Here is a 16,885-nt window from a genome sequence, read left to right as displayed (position 1 = left end):
GGCATTGAGTTTCGTCGAATAGAATTCTCACGACAGCCTCGGCGCGTTCCGGGGGAACCCCTCGGCGCGTTTCGCAGGACCGCCTCGGCGCAGGAAACGGACTGTTCGTGAACGTTGACATCATCACCTCGGTGCTCGTGGGCTTGGCGATTCTCGTCGGCTGCCTCGGCATCATCGTGCCCGTGCTGCCCGGTTCGATTCTCATCGGCATCGCTGTCCTCGTCTGGGCGATCATCATCGGCGGGCCCACCGCCTGGATCATCTTCGGCATCGTCGCCGTCTTCGTCGTGGGCGGGATGAGTGCATCGCTCGTGCTCACGGGGCGGAAGCTCAAGACCCTGCAGGTGCCGAACACGTCGGTGCTGCTGGCCGGGGTGCTCGCCATCGTCGGGTTCTTCGTCATTCCCGTGCTCGGGCTGCCCATCGGCTTCGTCGGTGGACTTCTCCTCGCCGAATACGCCCGGCTCAAGGACCTGAAGACCGCGTGGACGTCGAGCTGGGAGTCGATCAAGGCGATCGGGCTGGGCGCAGGAATCGAATTCGGCCTCGCACTGCTGGCCGCGATCACCTACGGCATCGGCCTGCTCATCCACTTCGTCGGCTGACAGCTGTTCGCACCGACAGCGGCATCCCCTACATGTACTGACGCATCCCTCACCTTTAGCTCCATAACCTCCCGGTGCAACGGGGTTGTGTGCGGCTAAGGGTGACGGATGCTCGCCGTAGCTAGTAGGGGAGTCGCCGAGGATGCTCTACGCGAGCCGAGGGCGCGAAGAGTGCGCAGAACCCCAGAACTTTGTGCTCCACATACAGTGAGCGCCATAACCTCCCGGTGCACCGGGAGGTTATGGCGCTGACTGTAGGAATTGATAGGAACTGTAGGCATTGCGAGGAGCGCGCGGTTAGGGTCCGGCCCCGCGCGGTTACTTCAGGGCGTCGATGACGTAGTCGATGCACGCCAGCAGCGCGCGGACATCGGCCGGGTCGACGGAGACGAACGTCGCGATGCGCAGCTGGTTGCGGCCGAGCTTGCGGTACGGCTCGACATCGACGACGCCGTTGGCCCGCAGCACCTTCGCGACTGCCGCCGCGTCGATGGACTCATCGAAATCGACGGTCGCAACGACCGACGAGCGATCGGCCGGGTCGGTGACGTAGGGGTGGGCCGCCTCGGCGGAATTCGCCCAGTCGTAGACGAGGCCGGAGGACTCAGCGGTCCGCTCGGTCGCCCAGGGCAGGCCGCCGTTTCCATTGATCCATTCGATCTGTTCGGCGAGCAGCAGCAGGGTCGCCACGGCCGGGGTGTTGTAGGTCTGGTCCTTGGCCGAGTTCTCGATCGCGGTGACGAGGTCGAGCGAGGTCGGGATCCACCGTCCGGAGTCCTTGATCTCCTGCGCCCGAGCAATCGCGCGCGGCGACATGAGAGCCACCCACAGGCCGCCGTCGGAGCCCATGTTCTTCTGGGGTGCGAAGTAGTAGACGTCGGTCTCGGCGATGTCGACGTCGAGGCCGCCGGCCCCGGAGGTCGCGTCGATGACGACGAGGGCATCCTCGGCGATGCCGGCCGGACGGGCCACCGATGTGGCCACACCGGTCGAGGTCTCATTGTGGGGCCACGCGAAGACGTCGGCGGCGGATTCGCCGGTGGCCGACTCGGCGGGGGAGGAGACGAGGCCGGCGGCAGCCAGGGCCTCGGGCGTCGGGATCGCCGAGGTGCCGGGTTCGGCATTGAGGATGAGCGACGATGCAAGATGCGGGGCGGTGTCGGTGGCCTTCGCGAACTTCTGCCCGAACTCGCCGAAGGTCGCATGAGCGGCACGGTTGCGGACGAGGCCGAACGCGGCGACGTCCCAGAACACGGTCGATCCGCCGTTGCCGAGCACCACTTCGTAGCCCTCGGGCAGGCTGAACAGGTCGGCCAGCCCGGAGCGGATCCGGCCGACGAGGTTCTTCACCGGCGCCTGGCGGTGGCTCGTGCCGAGCACCGAGGTCGCGGCCGAGTTCAGGGCCTCGATCTGGGCGGGACGGATGCGGGCCGGGCCCGATCCGAAGCGTCCGTCGGCGGGCAGGAGGTTCTCTGGGATCGTTATATTCGTCGCAGTCACGCTCGACATTCTACGGCGGGCCTCGCCCGCGCCCGCCGCCGGTCCGTCATGTGACGCGGGCGCGCCGAGCGACGATGACTCGTGTCCGTGTCGCGTCGTAGAGTGAAACTATGACTGAACCCGTCGATCGCCTGCCGCAGACCCGGAAGTCCTATGACTCCGCCGTCTTCGAACACCCGGACGCCGCGCCGCTGGCACTGTTCCGACAGTGGTACGACGAAGCGGCCGACCACGTCCGCGAACCCAATGCGATGACCGTATCCACCCTCGACGAATGGGGCCCGAGCTCGCGCATCGTCCTGCTCAAGGGTCTCGACGAACGCGGGTTCCTCTTCTTCACCGACTATGACTCCGCGAAGGGTCAGCAGCTGAACGACGACCCCCGCATCGCCGTGAACTTCCCCTGGCATGACATGGAACGACAGGTCCGCATCCGCGGCCTCGCCGAGGTGGCCGACCCGGCGGACTCGGACGCGTACTTCGCCGTGCGCCCCCGTGGTTCGCAGATCGGGGCCAACGTGTCCAAGCAGTCCCAGCCGGTGACCGACCGTGAGCAGATGCAGGCCGAATACGATGCCGCAGTGACCGAGTTCGACGGCCGCGAGGTGCCGCGCCCTGACCATTGGGGAGGCTTCCGAGTGCGCGTCTTCGAAATCGAGTTCTGGCAGGGACAGCAGAACCGGTTCCACGACCGGTGGGTCTTCCGCCGGGCCGACGGCAGCCACGAGGCGGCCGACCTCGACGATGCTTCTGCGTGGGAGGTCGTGCGCCTCTACCCCTGAGCCCGCCACCACCCCTGAGCGCCGGGCGCTCGCAGTGCACATCCGCCCCGCAGTGCGCAACGGGTCGGTGTTGCAGAACGAATCAGCACCGGCACCCGATCACACAGCACAATGGTCAGTACATATGCGCCGCGGAACCGGGCGCACACAATGCAAAGGAACAGCCATGACGCAGGCGACCACCGAGCCCACCACCCAGCACGGACCCGATGTCGTGTTCGACAACCTCATCGGCGGGCAGCGGGTGCCCAGCGACGACCGGTCGACGAACACCAATCCCTCTGACCCGTCCGACATCATCGGCCGCTACGCACGCGCCGACTCCGCCACCGTCGCCCGAGCGATCGACGCAGCCCGGGCCGTCGCACCCGACTGGGCGGACTTCGGCACCCAGCAGCGCTTCGCGATCCTCGACAAGGCCGGCAGCCTCATCGCCGAACGTGCCGACGAACTCGGCGACCTCCTCGCCCGCGAAGAGGGCAAGCAGCTCGCCGAAGCCAAGGGCGAAGTGCTCCGGGCATCCCAGATCTTCAAGTTCTTCGCCGGTGAGACCATCCGCAACACCGGTGAGACCGTCGACTCCGTCCGCCCCGGTCTCATCGCCGAAATGACCCATGAGCCCATCGGCGTCGTCGGCATCATCACCCCGTGGAACTTCCCGATCGCGATCCCCGCCTGGAAGATCGCCCCGGCGCTGGCCTTCGGCAACACTGTCGTGTTCAAACCGGCCGAACTCGTCCCCGCCAGCGCCTATGCACTGGTCGACATCCTCACCGAGGCGGGACTGCCCGACGGGGTGCTCAACCTCGTCATGGGGCCGGGGTCCGTGGTCGGGGACGTACTGACCACCTCGGCGAAGGTCGATGCCGTGACCTTCACCGGATCCGTCGCCGTCGGCCGCTCGGTCATCGCCTCCGCCGCAGCCCACCAGATCCGGGTGCAGTGCGAGATGGGCGGGAAGAACCCGCTCGTCGTGCTCGGCGACGCCGACCTCGACGCGGCTGCCGACGCCGCGATCAACGGCGCCTTCTTCTCCACCGGACAGCGGTGCACGGCATCATCACGTCTCATCGTCACCTCCGACGTCCACGACGAATTCGTCGCTCTGCTCAAGAACAAGATGGCAGCGTTGACCGTCGGTGACGCACGGGCTGAGGGAGTGGCCATCGGCCCAGTGGTGTCCCAGACGCAGCTCGACCAGGATCTCGCCTACATCGACAAGGCCCGCGCCGAAGGGGGAGAAGTCACCGGCGGTGAGCTCGTCGAATCGGACACCGGCGGCCACTTCCTCGCCCCTGCGCTGGTCACCGGGACGAAACCCGACGACACGATCAACGTCGATGAGGTATTCGGTCCGGTCGCCTCGGTGATCAAGGTCGCCGACTACGACGAAGCCCTGGCCGTGGCCAACGACACCGAGTTCGGCCTGTCCGCGGGCATCTTCACGACCTCCCTGAAATATTCGACCCACTTCAAGCGTTACGCCGAAGCCGGGATGGTCATGGTCAACGCCCCGACCGCGGGTGTCGACTACCACGTGTCCTTCGGTGGGAGGAAAGGTTCGAGTTACGGACCCCGAGAACAGGCTCGCGCAGCGCGGGAGTTCTACACCGTGCACAAGACGACCTACACGAATGCCGGGTGATACGTCGTCGGCACGACCATGTCAGGCGCGGATTCTCGACTCACGGGAAACGCTGAACGCACGATAGGATTGGGGCAGATCGCAAAGGCCGCGAACGGGTTCGCCTGTGCGCGGGCCTGCGCAGGGTCGTGATGACCCGAAGTGGTGACAACGCCTGAAATGGTCGCAATGACCTGAAGACGAAGAGTGGAGTGGCTGGTCAGAAGTGAACGACCTCATTGATACAACCGAGATGTACCTCAAGTCGATCATCGAGCTTGAGGAACAGTCGATCGTGCCATTGCGCGCTCGGATCGCCGAACGACTGGACCACTCCGGCCCCACCGTGTCGCAGACCGTGGCCCGCATGGAACGTGACGGGCTGCTCCATGTGGGCACAGACCGCCACCTCGAACTCACCCCCGAGGGCCGCCGGATCGCCACCGACGTCATGCGCAAGCACCGTCTGGCCGAGCGACTCCTCTCCGACGTCGTCGGTCTCGAATGGGAACTCGTCCACGACGAGGCCTGCCGCTGGGAGCACGTGATGAGCGAGCAGGTCGAGCGCAAGCTCGTGAAGCTGCTGCCCGAGACCTCCTCCGGCCCGTACGGCAACCCGATCCCCGGACTCGACGTCATCGGCGGCGAAGCTGCGAAGAACACCGAGGTCATCGACCTGGCCACAGCAGTCGGTCGGGATGGTGCGAAGAAGCTGACGATCGCCTGGCTGGCCGAACCGCTGCAGGTCGACATCCACCTGCTCCAGCAGTTCCAGGTCGCAGGCGTCCTTCCGGACAGCGAAGTCGAGATCTCACGCAACGGCGAATACATCACCGTGCAGGTGCCCGGAGCGCAGGACGTGCTCGACCTGCCGCTGGAGACGGCCTCGCACGTCTTCGCCTACAGCAGCTGAGCGCGCAGACGCACAGTCGGCCGGGGCTGAGCGCGCGGACGCATGGTTGACGCGGCCTGAGCGTGCTCGCGCGTCGATGACGAAGGTCTCCGGCGACACCGACGAAGGTCTCCGACCATCACGCCGAGACAACCTCGCGGTAACGATGCAACCCGCACCAGAGTCTCGATTCGTTACAAATGACCGTGTTCCGTGACACAGGGGGTGGTTCTCCACCCCCTGTTCTGCGTCGTATAACGGAAGAATGTTACGAAATTTTGAAGACTTTTTAGCCCTCTGACCTGGGCGTTTATGGAAAACATCACGGTTTCCCTCCTCCGGTTGTGACAGAAACGTGACAATCGGTCACCGATTGGTTACAGTTGTGGAGGTCGTTCACGAAATGGCGACTTCACAGCGAGAACCGAACGCCGCGCTGGCTGTGAGATATCAAGGACCGAGAGTGGCGATTGGCCCGGAAAGCCAATAGGTACGAGAGGGAAAACGTGGCAACTAAGCAGCATGGCCGCCGCGCCGCAGATGCCAAGGTCAAGACTCCACTGACCGAACTCACTGAACTTCTGAACGCCAACTCCGGTGTCTTCGGGCGTCGCGCAGCCGTCGTTGCTGCCAGCGGTGGCCTGCTCACCGCAGCCGTGATGCCAGCCGCCGGCCAGGGTGCCGACGACCAGGCAGCTGTCTCCGCCGAGGCCGAGACCACCCAGCAGGTTGAGTTCAAGAACCAGACCGTCACCATCGGTGACGAGTCGAAGGACAAGAAGTCCGAGAAGAAGACCGACTCGTTCGGTGTCGAGAGCGAAGCCATCACCGCTGAGGCTGCTCCGAAGCCCGAACCGAAGCCGGAACCGGAACCGACTGAGTCCGCAACCGCCGCTTCCACCGGTGGCTCCAGCGACAGCGAGGATGCCAACAGCGGCTCCTCCGACTCGGACAAGAGCGATTCCAAGGACTCCGGCTCGGACGCCGGATCCATCGACGGCTCGAAGGCCGAACAGGTCCTCGGCTGGGCAGCCAAGGGCGTCGGAACCCCCTACGTCATGGGCGGCACCAGCCAGAGCGGCTGGGACTGCTCCGGATTCACCTCCTGGGTCTACAGCCACGTCGGCGTGGACCTGCCCCGCACCTCCGGTGCTCAGAAGGGTGCAGGCCAGGTCGTCTCCCAATCCGAAGCCAAGCCCGGTGACCTCATCTGGCGACCGGGCCACATCGGCATCTATGCTGGTGGCGGACAGATGTACGATGCCGGTTCACCGGGGTCGGGAACCTCGAAGCGCAGCTACAGCTGGATGGGCAACGTCACCTTCATCCGCGTTCTCTGATCTTCACACCGATAGCTCCCCGCACGACTCGACGGTCCTCGAGTTGGGCGGGGAGCTTTCGTTTGCCCGGAAACATCCCCGCGCCGAGGCAGCCCACCGCGCCCGCGAACGCGCCCCCTCCGCCCGGTTCGGTGAACGGAATCCGAAGTTTTCGTGACTCAAAGCGTATGAATTGGGTCACAGGCCCACGTGGCGTTACTCTGGAGAAGATCGAATTCCCTGTACGGTTCGCCTCCCTTCAGGAGGAGACCGCTGACTAAGAGGAAAGAAGATGGGGCATAGTCGAATAGTTCGAATAGCCGCTCCAGTCTCTGGTGCGGAGTACATACGTGTCTCCGTGTCCTCTTTCCAGGCGTCGTGCCCATGAGCACGGCGCCTTTTGTGTTCCCTGGGGCCGAGGCAGCCGGTTTCGGCCCCCTAGAGAAGAAGATGAGGGGCGAGATATGAAGACTCTCGTGCTGAATGCCGGTTATGAACCACTGTCGATCGTGCCGTTCACACGCGCCGTGGTGCTCGTGCTGACAGGCAAGGCGACAGTGCTGGCCGCAGAGGACATTCCGGTGAGATCCGAGCACATGAGTCTCGATCAGCCCTCCGTCATCCTGCTCACCCGCTACGTCAGACCTCCGAGCGATCGTCGCGTCTCACTGTCCCGGCGTGGAGTCCTGCGTCGCGACGGTCACCGCTGCGCGTACTGCGCGAAGCCGGCCTATACGGTCGACCACGTGGTTCCGCGATCGCGCGGCGGCGGCAACACCTGGGAGAACCTCGTCGCGTGCTGCCGCGAATGCAACAACCGCAAAGGCAATCGCACCTTGAACGAGATCGGATGGAAGCTGAGCTTCCGACCGCAGGAGCCGCGTCTCGGACAGCTGTGGATGCGCGGGATCGACAAACCGGTCGAGAAGTGGCGGCCGTTCCTCGAGCTGTCGTCTGCTGCCTGAACGACGAAACCTGATCCCCTCGCCGAGGCGGTCCTCCGCAGCCGTGCTTGCGCGGCGGGCGGCCCGGCATCCTCGGTGGCGATTCGGGCATCGTTCCGGTCACAGGCGGGCCGCGATCTGTACATCGTTCCGGCCGCCGGCAGGAGAGGATCCGGGCCCCGTTCCCCGGCATCGTCCCAGATAGGGGACGGTGTTGTCCGCATGGTGATGGAATTCGGATAACGATGTGACATAGGTGAAGTCGTCGCCTGCAAAGTGCCTTAGGGTGGACGAAAGAGAAGTTCGCTTCGACCCAAGGAGCTTGCGATGAGTGAGCAGGACCGCACACAGAATCTCGACACGGGCCCGGCCGGAGAGCCCGAGGCCGTCATTGTCGGAATCGACGGTTCGCCACCGAGCCGCAACGCTCTGGCGTGGGCGATAAAGGAAGCTCGTTCGTTGAATCGGCCGATCCGCCTCGTCGGGGCCTACACGATCCCGAGCGTGGCCGCGGCCGCGATCGACGTCTCGTATGTGCCCATCGACGACAGCTCGATCCGTGCCGCCGTGACGAATACGCTCAAGGAAGCCGCTGCCGAGGTCAAGGCCGCCGGTGTTCCCGTCGAAGCAGTCATCGAGATCGGTGATGCCGCGGGCGTGCTCATCGACGAGTCGAAGTCCGGCGTCCTCACAGTTGTGGGTTCGCGCGGTCGGGGCGGATTCGCCGGGCGTCTGCTCGGCACGGTCTCCAGCGCGCTTCCGGCCCACTCGGCTTGCCCGACCGTCGTCGTCCCCGCCTGTTGGGACGGTCAGGCCGACCGCACTGCGCACCCGACCTCCTCCCGGCCGATCCGCCAGGACAGACGCGAAGTCGAAGAGCACGACCCCAACGCCGAGGCGATCGACGGGCTGCGCTTCGACGGCAAGGTCGTCGTCGGCGTCGATTCCCTCGGAGCCGAATCCCCGGCACTGTGGAAGGCCGCCCGACTCGCTGTGCGCCGGGGTTCCCCGCTGCACATCGTCGCCGTGATCACCACGACCGTCATCGGCCCCGAATGGCTGCCGAGCACCGCCGACCTCGAAAGGCTCGTCAGCGAAGGGGCCGACAAGCTCGTCGTCGCCAAACAGCGCCTGGCCGAGGAGTTCCCCGACCTCGATGTCACGTGGACGCTCTTCGACGGTCAGCCCGCCGAAGTGCTCGTCCGAGCCTCGGACACCGCCGAGGTGCTCGTCATCGGTTCGCGCGGTCGCGGCGGATTCGCCGGACTCCTCCTCGGCTCGACCTCTCAATCTGTCCTGCCGTATGCGCAGTGCCCGACGATGGTCGTTCGCGTCGCCCGCGACCACGGGCGCCGCAAGCACGGAGAGGCCCCAGCCGAACCGGGCCTCTGACCGAGCAGATAAGCACGACCCAGCGGATAAACATCGAGGCGGCCGATCGCAATGATCGGCCGCCTCGGTGCTGGTGATGGCTGGATATGAAGTCTGTGTGCGCCCCCGGGCAGATTCGAACTGCCGACACCCGCTTTAGGAGAGCGGTGCTCTATCCCCTGAGCTACGGGGGCTGTGTGGTCGCGTCCAACCACGATCACCCAGTGTAGCGTAGAAGAAACCTCGGTGTTCCACGGTGTGCCAGCACCTATTATGGGCAGTTTCTCGTTAGGGTCGAATTGTGTCGGATTCCGTTGCAGACGAACAGTTCCCAGAACTCGGAGAAGTCTTTGCCGAGTGGAAGAAACAGGCCGCCCATCTCGGCGGTCGCGACACCATGCTCCATTTCCGGGACTCCCGTGATGGCAGCATCGACCTCTCCGGAGCTCACCCGTCGGGACTGGCGCAGCTGCTGGCCGGACGTGCCACACGCCTGTCGAGTCTGATCCGCGACCACGACATCCTCGCCGATGCGCGCCGCCGCGCGAAGTCCATCCGTTCGAAGGCCGAACAACTCGACAACGAACGCGGCATCCGCACCGCTCACCTGGCCATCGGCTTCGCCTCCTGGACGGAGAAGGACGCGAAGTTCAAGTTCAACGCGCCTGTGGTCATGCGCCACATCACGCTCGTTCCCCGCGGTTCCCGAGTCGAAGACTACGAGATCGTGCTCGACAACGAGATCACGATCAACCCGGCACTCGTCCAGCACCTCCGCGCGGAATACGACCTCGACGTGCCCGTCGAGGAGTGGGTCGACGCGACCGGCGGTCCGCACGGCTTCGATCCGGGCCCAGCTCTTGATCGCCTGCGTGACCTTGGGCAGAGTGTGCCCGGTCTGCGGATCAACCACCGTCTGATCATCTCGACGTTCGCGAATATCGCGAATCCCTTCTCGACCGACTATCTGCCGACGCAGCACCCCGTGCTGCGGGCACTGGCCGGCGACGAAGACGTGCGCGCTTCACTCGGCGGCCCCTCCTACGTGCCGCAGCCGGGAGTGGTTCCCGACGAGAGGATCGCCGCAGCCGAGAAGACCGAGGTCGAGCAGAAGCGGGCCGAGGAGAAGCGGGTCGCCGGAGTCGTCGCTGGGGCCGATGACAAGGGTGCATCAGAGCCGACTGACGCGGCCGAGGGTGCAGCCGAGACCAGCACTGCCGCCGAGGCCGAAGGCAAGGACGCGACGTCCGCGGACGGGACCAAGGGTGATAGCGCCGAGGCGACCCCGGGGCCCGCAGCTGAGTCGGCGACCGCTGGCGGCGAGTCTGCCGACGCGACGACGTCGACCGCGACCACGGATGCCGACGATGACGAGGACTACGGTCAGCCGACCGTGCCGATCACCGACGAACCGCTCGATCCTGCGAAGTCGGACGGCACCGCCGATTCAGCAGACGGCACGTCGGCCGAACGTGAGAAGTCCCCAACCACGACCGAGGCGAAGACCGACAAACGTGAGACCTCGGCCGAGACCACCGCAGCGCCTAACGCCGCTGTTACGGACAAGGCCGACACTGCGGACAAGGCCGACACAGCACCCACGTTCGACACCGCAGACAAGACCGCAGACGACGCTGCCCGAGACGTTGAGACTGATGCCGCGTCCGCTGCTGACGCCGACGGTGAGGACGTCGTCCCCGCCGCACTCCAGGAACCCATCACCCCGCTTCCTGATCGGAAACCGCAGGAAGAGTTTCTCGTCATCGACGTCGACGGTGACCAGCAGGCCGTTGTCGACGCAGCAGTCTCGGGCCACTCGGTCGTCGTCGACACCCCACCCGGAACCGGCGCCACTCAGGTCGCAGTCGCGGTCGCCACGACGCTGGCTCACACCGGCAAGAGCGTGCTGTTCCTCGCTCAGACCTCCGATGCTCTCGACGATTTCTCCTCCCGCCTCGGCGAGGTGGGTCTGTCCGACTTCGCCGTCGACACCCGCGAAGGCCAGGAGAACATCCGCAAGCAGCTCATCGGTCTCATCGCCTCGGCCGAGAAGTCCGAACGCCCGGACCTGTCAAAGCTGCTGGGCGACCTCAACGAACAGCGGGCGACGCTGGCCGAGCATGTCTCCTCCCTCCACCGCCGCCGTGCCCCCTGGGACGTCTCCGTCTACGAAACGATGCAGCATCTCGCGGAGCTGACCTCGGGCGATGACTCCCCGCAGACTCCGGTGCGCTTCGACGAGGACATCCTCGGCGCCAGCGACGACCGCCGCAGCGTGCTGCGTGCCAAACTCGGCGAACTCGCCTCCCTCGGCGCATTCACCCTCGACGTCGAAGACACCGTCTGGTTCGGTGCCGACCTCAAATCCGTCGACGAGGCGGAAGCCGCACGCACCGTCGCCGAACGCATCGGCCGGACGATCCCTGACCTCGTGGAGGCGACCGAACCCGTCCTGCAGAAGGCGAAGCTCAACCCGCGCCGCAATGTCGATGACTGGGCTCGGGCCATCCGGGTGCTCCTGCGCGTGCGCAAGACGCTCGACAGCTTCGCACCCGACATCTACGACCACCGCCTCGACGACCTCATCGCCGCCACCGGCACACCCGAATACCGCACCGAGGTCGGCGTGGAGATGGGCATGATGCAGCGCCGGCGACTGAAGAAGTCCGCTGCCGAATTCCTCCGTCCCGGCGCCGAGGTGGCCGACCTCCATTCGGCCCTCATCGATGTCCGCGCCCAACGCGTGATCCTCACCGACCTCGCCGGCCACGACGGACGACCGCAGATCCCGCGCGGCGTTCTCGAAGCCGATGAGATCCTGCAGAGCGTCGAGGCCGATATGGCCAAGCTCTCGCCGATCCTCGAGACCACCCCCGACGGCGGCGACCTCGGATCGATGCTCATCGAGGAGCTCCAGGCCCGCACCGAGGCGATGGGCCGAGACTCGGAGAACCTCGCCGACCTGCCTGAACGTTCCCGCCTGCAGCGTGAACTCGACGGTGAGGGACTCGGCGATCTCATGTCCGATCTGCGTCGTCGCAAGGTCGACGACGCCCTCGTCGGTGCAGAATTCGACCTCGCCTACTGGGCATCGGTGCTGCAGACCATGGCCGGCGAAGATCCGGCGATCGGCCGCCACGACGGAGCGGCCCTCCACCAGGTCGCCGAAAGCTTCCGGGAGAACGACCGCGCCTTCGTCGCCGCCGGTGCCTCCCGTCTGCGCTTCAATCACGCCCAGGCGTGGAAGCGCAGCATCGAATCCGACCCGATCGCCGCAGGAGTCATCAAGCAGGAGCTGCTGTCGAAGCACACCTCGGTGAACCGGATATCCACCCAGGCTCCCGAACTGCTCACGACCCTGGCCCCGGTATGGATGGGTAGTCCGTATACGGTGCCCGAACTGTTCTCCGCGCTGCCGCTCTTCGACGCCGTGGTCATCGCCGACGCCGGACGACTCTCAGTCGCCGACGTCGTCCCCGGCATCACTCGCGCCCGCCAGGTCATCTCTCTCGGTGACTCCCGACTGCTCGGCCCGCGCCCGTTCTCGATCGCGGTCGATCGCTTCGGGATGGATGACGGGAATCATCCGCGGTCAGTGCAGGACCGCCTCGGCGAGTTTCTGCCGCGGATGCGGCTGTCGAACTCCTACCGGCTGTCCCCGGTCGGGCTCATCGACCTGGCGAATCGGCATTTCTACGATTCGACTATCTCGACGCTGCCGACCGCGCACACGGGGGAGGGCAGCGGCCTCGAATTCTCCTATGTGGCGGACGGACGCGGTCCCACGGACATCGGCACCGGTCGGGTCGAAAGCCCCGATGCCGAGGTCAAACGGGTTGTCGAACTCGTGCTCAAACACGCGCGGAACCGCTCCCGCGAATCGCTGGCCGTCATCGCGCTCACCCAGCATCACGCGCAGCGGGTGGCCACGGCGATCTCACGGGCGATGAAGGACCTGCCGTATGTGGCGGCGTTCTTCAGCGACTCGTCGAAGGAGCCCTTCGTCGTCACCGATGCCGAACGGGTTCAGGGAATGTCCCGGGACGCCGTGATCTTCACCCTCGGGTACGGGCGCACTGTGCACGGACGGGTCATCCACGACTTCGGAGCGCTTTCAGGTCCTGACGGTCGGCGGATCCTGGCGGCCACGATGACGCGTGCGCGCAAACGGCTGACCGTGGTCTCGAGCATCGAGGCCGACGATTTCGATCGCAGCAAGCTCAACGGGGGAGCGGTCATTCTGCCGCAGCTGCTTGATGAGATCGCCGCCGGCGGCGTCAGCCAGCCTGGACCGCACGGTGAGATCTACGATCCGCTGTTCAACGACATCGCCGACCGCCTGCTTCAGCTCGGCGTCGTCGCCCACGAACACTACAACGGCATCGATCTGGCCGTGGCGAACTCCGCAGAGGACGAGCACGGAATGATCATCGCCGTCGCCGGCGACGGTCCCGAGTATGCGTCGATGCGCAGCCTGCGCCAGCGCGACCGCGTGCTGCCCGAGCAGCTGAGCCGGCGCGGCTGGAAGTTCATGCGGGTGTGGTCGACCGATGCGTTCGTCGACCCCCAGACCGAGACCGAGAAGATCTTCGAGGCCTGGCGTGCGACCGTGGAGACGATGAGTCCACAGGCCGTGCTCAACGCTGCCCGGGCCGCGTCGGTGGTCGTGGGGCGCACCGGCAGCCGTCCGAAGCTCGTACCGGGACTGCCGATGCACAAGTACTCCGCCGAGGGTCTCGACCAGATGATCGACTGGATCCAATCCGATGCGGTCGTTCGCGGGGACGGCGAAATCAAGGACCTGCTGCGCACCGCGCTCGCGCAGAAGGGGAACTCCTCCCGTGGAGACTCCCAGCTGCAGGCTGCGGTCGACCGGTACCGTGAACGCCACGCACAGGCGAAGAAGGTCACCGGTTCTGAGGTGTTCATTCCGAGTTCGCGTTCGACCGGTCCCGTCGAGGACGACATCCTGCCGACCTTCGACACCGGCAAGATCCGTGCCGATGAGCTCCGGTCCGCCGGACTCGTCCGGACCGCAAGCAACGAACAGGTGGCCGAGTCGGATGAGAACTCCGATGCGAGCGACACAGGCGATGCCACGTCTGACGGCGCCGATGCGGTCGTGGGCGAAGCGACCGGCGGCCAAACGACCGGCGGTGCAAAGGCTGACGCTGCAAAGACCGACGGTGCGAAGGCTGACGCTGCTGAGTCCGGAGCTGACAGCAGCGATGCACAGGCTGACAGCACCGGCGCACAGGCAGACGGCACTGGTGCCAAACCGGAGTCGAAGAACAACGATGCCTGAGCAGCCCGACGAGGTTGTGCCTGCCGAAGATGCGGCAGGTGGGGATGGCACGTCGGGGTCGGGTGCGGAGCGATCTGCCGACGACGTCGAACCGGTTGACGCGGAAGCGGCCGCCGACGAAGCGGGCGATGCGAAAGCACCCGCCGACGACGAGGCGGTCGATGCGGAACCGGTGGACGCGGAAGCGGAAGCCGAGCGCGCGGCCCGCGTTGAAGCCGCGAAACGACGCTACCGGGCGACTCTGCGCAATGAGGCCGACACGGGTGAAGGCGGCTTCAGCAAGGACTATTACCGTGCACAGAAACCGCCACACTGGTCCTGACTGTTGGCTCCTGACCGCTGACCGCCACACTGGTCCTGGCCGTTGGCTCCTGACTGCTGACCGCTGACCGCCCCGGCCGGAAACGCCCACTTTGATCTGAACGGCTCACGTTCTTCGGTGTGTATTCCGGAACAACGTGAGCCGTTTCGGCGTTTCGAGTCACTTCGGTGGTCGAAGACTTCGCCTGAGCAGTCTTCGCCTGAGCGTGAAGGACAGGAAAGGAAAGAGACACGCAGGGAAATCGTCACGCGGGGAAATCGTCGCGCAGGCAATGAGAAGGGCCCGTCCACCAAGAACTGGTGGACGGGCCCTTCTTCTGCGGCCAGCGCTGAGTCCTGCTCAGACGCTCAGCCGCAATCGCTGATCAGTGACGCGGCGGCTGATTCGGATCGATCGGTCCGTCGGTTGCCGGGCCCTCAGCAGGTCCGGTGGCAGCAGCGGTCTGGTTGCGCAGGATCTCGCGGATGTCGCCGAGCAGATCCTCGGTGGTCGGAGGAACCTCTTCCTCGGGCACTCCGCGCTTACGCAGCTCGTTGAGCTTGTTCATCGGCACGATGATGATGAAGTAGACGATGGCGGCGACGATGAGGAAGTTGATGGCCGCAGTGATGACCGCGCCCAGGTCGATGGTCGTCTCCGGGACGTTCGGCTTGATCTGGAACGAAAGCGCCGGGCCCTCGGCGCCGCCGACGGCGGCGATGAGCGGGTTGATGATCTTGTCAGAGAACGCAGTGACGATCGCGGTGAAGGCACCGCCGATGATGACCGCGGTTGCGAGTTCGACGACATTCCCCTGGAGAATGAAGTCTCTGAAGCCTTTAAGCATTAGAGAAACCCTTTCGGTGTGTGTTCACTGCAATGCGGTTGAGAATTGTTCAATTACGTTCCAATAGTACACATCGGTAACACATTGTCAGCAGAATCGAACCGCGAGTTTCTTCACCGGATTGTCGACCCATTCCACAGGTACGAGGCCTTCTCCCGGGTCAGCTGTTGTCAGCGAGGCAGGATGGCGAAGCTGATCGGCAGGCCGGCGAATTCGGCAACACGCCCGGCATCCTCCGCAGTGAGGATGACAGATACAAGCTGCCCTGATTCAGCGGCAATTCCGTCCGGCTTATCCACGAGGCGGGCGATCGTCACCTTTTCAACGACGACTTCGGAACCGCCGTCGGGCAGGGATGAGAAGAGCCGAATCTGCTGACCGGGCTGAAGCAGGGCAGCCGAGGCATCATCGGCCAGACGGATCGGCATGAGCAGGTCCTTGCCGCCTTTCGGCAGTGCCTGCTGGTCGAGGACCATCGTTTCAGTCAGGGGCGACCCCTTCGACAATCCCGCTGAGGTGTGGCGCCCCTCGGCTTCATCGACAGAGGTGAACGCCTTGTCAGGGACGAGGTCGGGAGGGAAGTCAGTGAGAGTGAGATCCTGTGCGGTCAGCTCCGCGCCGGGAGCCAGATCGGATCGCGCCACGACGACTGCGGTGCCGGCTTCGTCGGGAGTGAACATCCACACGATCAGGGCGCACGCGCAGGCAAGACACAGTGCGGCGAAGACGCGCTGTGGACGGAGACGAGCCGATCGAGCCCAGCTGGTCGACGCGCTGCGGATGCGCTGCAGAATGCTCATGTCCGAAGCATCGACCGCTCAGAGAGAGTGAGCAAGAGCGAATCCCTGTCCTGTGGATGGACTTTCGTCATCCACAGGGGAGCGGTGTCTGAGTGGCGTTCGGCTCCCCGTACGACGGGGTCTTAAGCAGGAGCCAGCGCCCAGGGGCAGCGACGGTGACTGAGCGACGGCGGGTGCCTTAGCGACGGCAGGTGCCTTAAGTGCGAAGAGCCGGCGCGAGGCGCCCGTGTATCAGCCTGCTGCTGGAGTGCTCGCGGACGAAGAGCTCGACGAGGATGAACTGGACGAAGCGTCCGAGGACGAACTCGACTTCGAGGAGTCCTTCGACGATTCGGAGGGTGATGAGCTCGAGGAGCTGACCGTGCTCGACGTCGAGGAGCGGGAGTCGGTGGCGTAGAAGCCGGAGCCCTTGAAGCTGATGCCCACAGTGCCGAATACCTTCTTCAGGCGACCCTGGCATTCCGGGCAGACGGTGAGTGAGTCTTCGCTGAAGTCCTGATGAATATCAAAGGCGTGACCACAGCTCTTGCAGGCATAGGAGTAAACGGGCATTCGAGACCTTTCTTCGACGAGAAGATTATAGTGCACGTCGCGC

General features: G+C 65.1%; 13 protein-coding genes, 1 tRNA gene and 1 pseudogene. 10 read left to right on the top strand and 5 right to left on the bottom strand.

From position 1 onward, the window contains the following. Nucleotides 1–107 precede the first annotated feature (107 nt). Nucleotides 108–605 (top strand): DUF456 domain-containing protein, encoded by a 498-nt coding sequence (locus L1F31_RS15170; protein ID WP_265418067.1) that lies wholly within the window; start codon nt 108–110, stop codon nt 603–605. A 318-nt stretch (nt 606–923) separates the two neighbouring features. Here L1F31_RS15170 and serC read toward each other — a convergent pair whose 3' ends face one another. After that, on the bottom strand, nt 924–2,105 hold the full coding sequence (gene serC / locus L1F31_RS15165; RefSeq protein WP_265418066.1) for a phosphoserine transaminase: 1,182 nt from the start codon (nt 2,103–2,105) through the stop codon (nt 924–926). A 110-nt stretch (nt 2,106–2,215) separates the two neighbouring features. On the opposite strand from serC, the gene pdxH reads away from it, so the two are divergent. The 6 genes from pdxH (at nt 2,216) to L1F31_RS15135 (ending at nt 9,058) form a co-directional block, all read left to right on the top strand. Then, on the top strand, nt 2,216–2,887 hold the full coding sequence (gene pdxH, locus L1F31_RS15160) for a pyridoxamine 5'-phosphate oxidase (protein ID WP_265418065.1): 672 nt from the start codon (nt 2,216–2,218) through the stop codon (nt 2,885–2,887). Between the two features lie 166 nt (nt 2,888–3,053). Next, nucleotides 3,054–4,532: an aldehyde dehydrogenase family protein gene (locus L1F31_RS15155; RefSeq protein ID WP_265418064.1), complete on the top strand. Its 1,479-nt coding sequence runs from the start codon at nt 3,054–3,056 to the stop codon at nt 4,530–4,532. A gap of 205 nt (nt 4,533–4,737) precedes the next feature. Then, the gene (locus L1F31_RS15150) at nt 4,738–5,424 is read left to right on the top strand and encodes an iron-dependent transcriptional repressor DtxR (RefSeq protein ID WP_265418063.1); all 687 of its coding nucleotides are present in this window, start codon (nt 4,738–4,740) and stop codon (nt 5,422–5,424) included. Nucleotides 5,425–5,909: 485 nt separating this feature from the next. Then, nucleotides 5,910–6,743, top strand: a complete 834-nt coding sequence (locus tag L1F31_RS15145; RefSeq protein WP_265418062.1) for a C40 family peptidase — start codon at nt 5,910–5,912, stop codon at nt 6,741–6,743. A gap of 443 nt (nt 6,744–7,186) precedes the next feature. Continuing rightward, nucleotides 7,187–7,687, top strand: a complete 501-nt coding sequence (locus L1F31_RS15140) for an HNH endonuclease (protein WP_265418061.1) — start codon at nt 7,187–7,189, stop codon at nt 7,685–7,687. Nucleotides 7,688–7,993: 306 nt separating this feature from the next. Further along, a complete protein-coding gene (locus tag L1F31_RS15135) occupies nt 7,994–9,058 on the top strand; it encodes a universal stress protein (protein ID WP_265418060.1) in 1,065 nt (354 codons plus the stop codon). A gap of 100 nt (nt 9,059–9,158) precedes the next feature. Here the strand turns inward: L1F31_RS15135 and L1F31_RS15130 are convergent. Next, nucleotides 9,159–9,231 (bottom strand) — tRNA-Arg (locus L1F31_RS15130). Between the two features lie 107 nt (nt 9,232–9,338). Here L1F31_RS15130 and L1F31_RS15125 point away from each other — a divergent pair. Next, nucleotides 9,339–14,342 carry a DUF4011 domain-containing protein gene (locus L1F31_RS15125; protein ID WP_265418059.1) on the top strand — a complete coding sequence of 1,668 codons (5,004 nt, stop codon included), beginning with the start codon at nt 9,339–9,341 and terminating at the stop codon, nt 14,340–14,342. Further along, entirely contained in the window at nt 14,335–14,664 is a 330-nt protein-coding gene (locus L1F31_RS15120) for a hypothetical protein (protein ID WP_265418058.1), read from the top strand. The genes L1F31_RS15125 and L1F31_RS15120 overlap by 8 nt, the downstream gene beginning before the upstream one ends. A gap of 364 nt (nt 14,665–15,028) precedes the next feature. On the opposite strand, the gene mscL is transcribed toward L1F31_RS15120, so the two are convergent. Together mscL and L1F31_RS15110 are read right to left on the bottom strand one after the other, a co-directional pair. Further along, complete coding sequence (mscL, locus tag L1F31_RS15115; RefSeq protein WP_265418057.1) at nt 15,029–15,490, bottom strand: large conductance mechanosensitive channel protein MscL; 462 nt, start codon at nt 15,488–15,490, stop codon at nt 15,029–15,031. A 170-nt stretch (nt 15,491–15,660) separates the two neighbouring features. Then, entirely contained in the window at nt 15,661–16,290 is a 630-nt protein-coding gene (locus L1F31_RS15110) for an SAF domain-containing protein (protein ID WP_265418056.1), read from the bottom strand. A 226-nt stretch (nt 16,291–16,516) separates the two neighbouring features. Between L1F31_RS15110 and L1F31_RS19010 the strand changes: the two genes are divergently transcribed. After that, a complete protein-coding gene (locus L1F31_RS19010; protein WP_346732507.1) occupies nt 16,517–16,687 on the top strand; it encodes a hypothetical protein in 171 nt (56 codons plus the stop codon). 14 nt (nt 16,688–16,701) lie between these two features. Here the strand turns inward: L1F31_RS19010 and L1F31_RS19005 are convergent. Next, a pseudogene (locus L1F31_RS19005) lies at nt 16,702–16,842 on the bottom strand (FmdB family zinc ribbon protein); the annotation flags it as partial. Between the last annotated feature and the right edge of the window lie 43 nt (nt 16,843–16,885).

Origin of the sequence: Brevibacterium spongiae, from assembly GCF_026168515.1 — a bacterium.
Classification (GTDB): domain Bacteria; phylum Actinomycetota; class Actinomycetes; order Actinomycetales; family Brevibacteriaceae; genus Brevibacterium; species Brevibacterium spongiae.
This window is presented reverse-complemented; position numbering and strand designations above follow the sequence as displayed.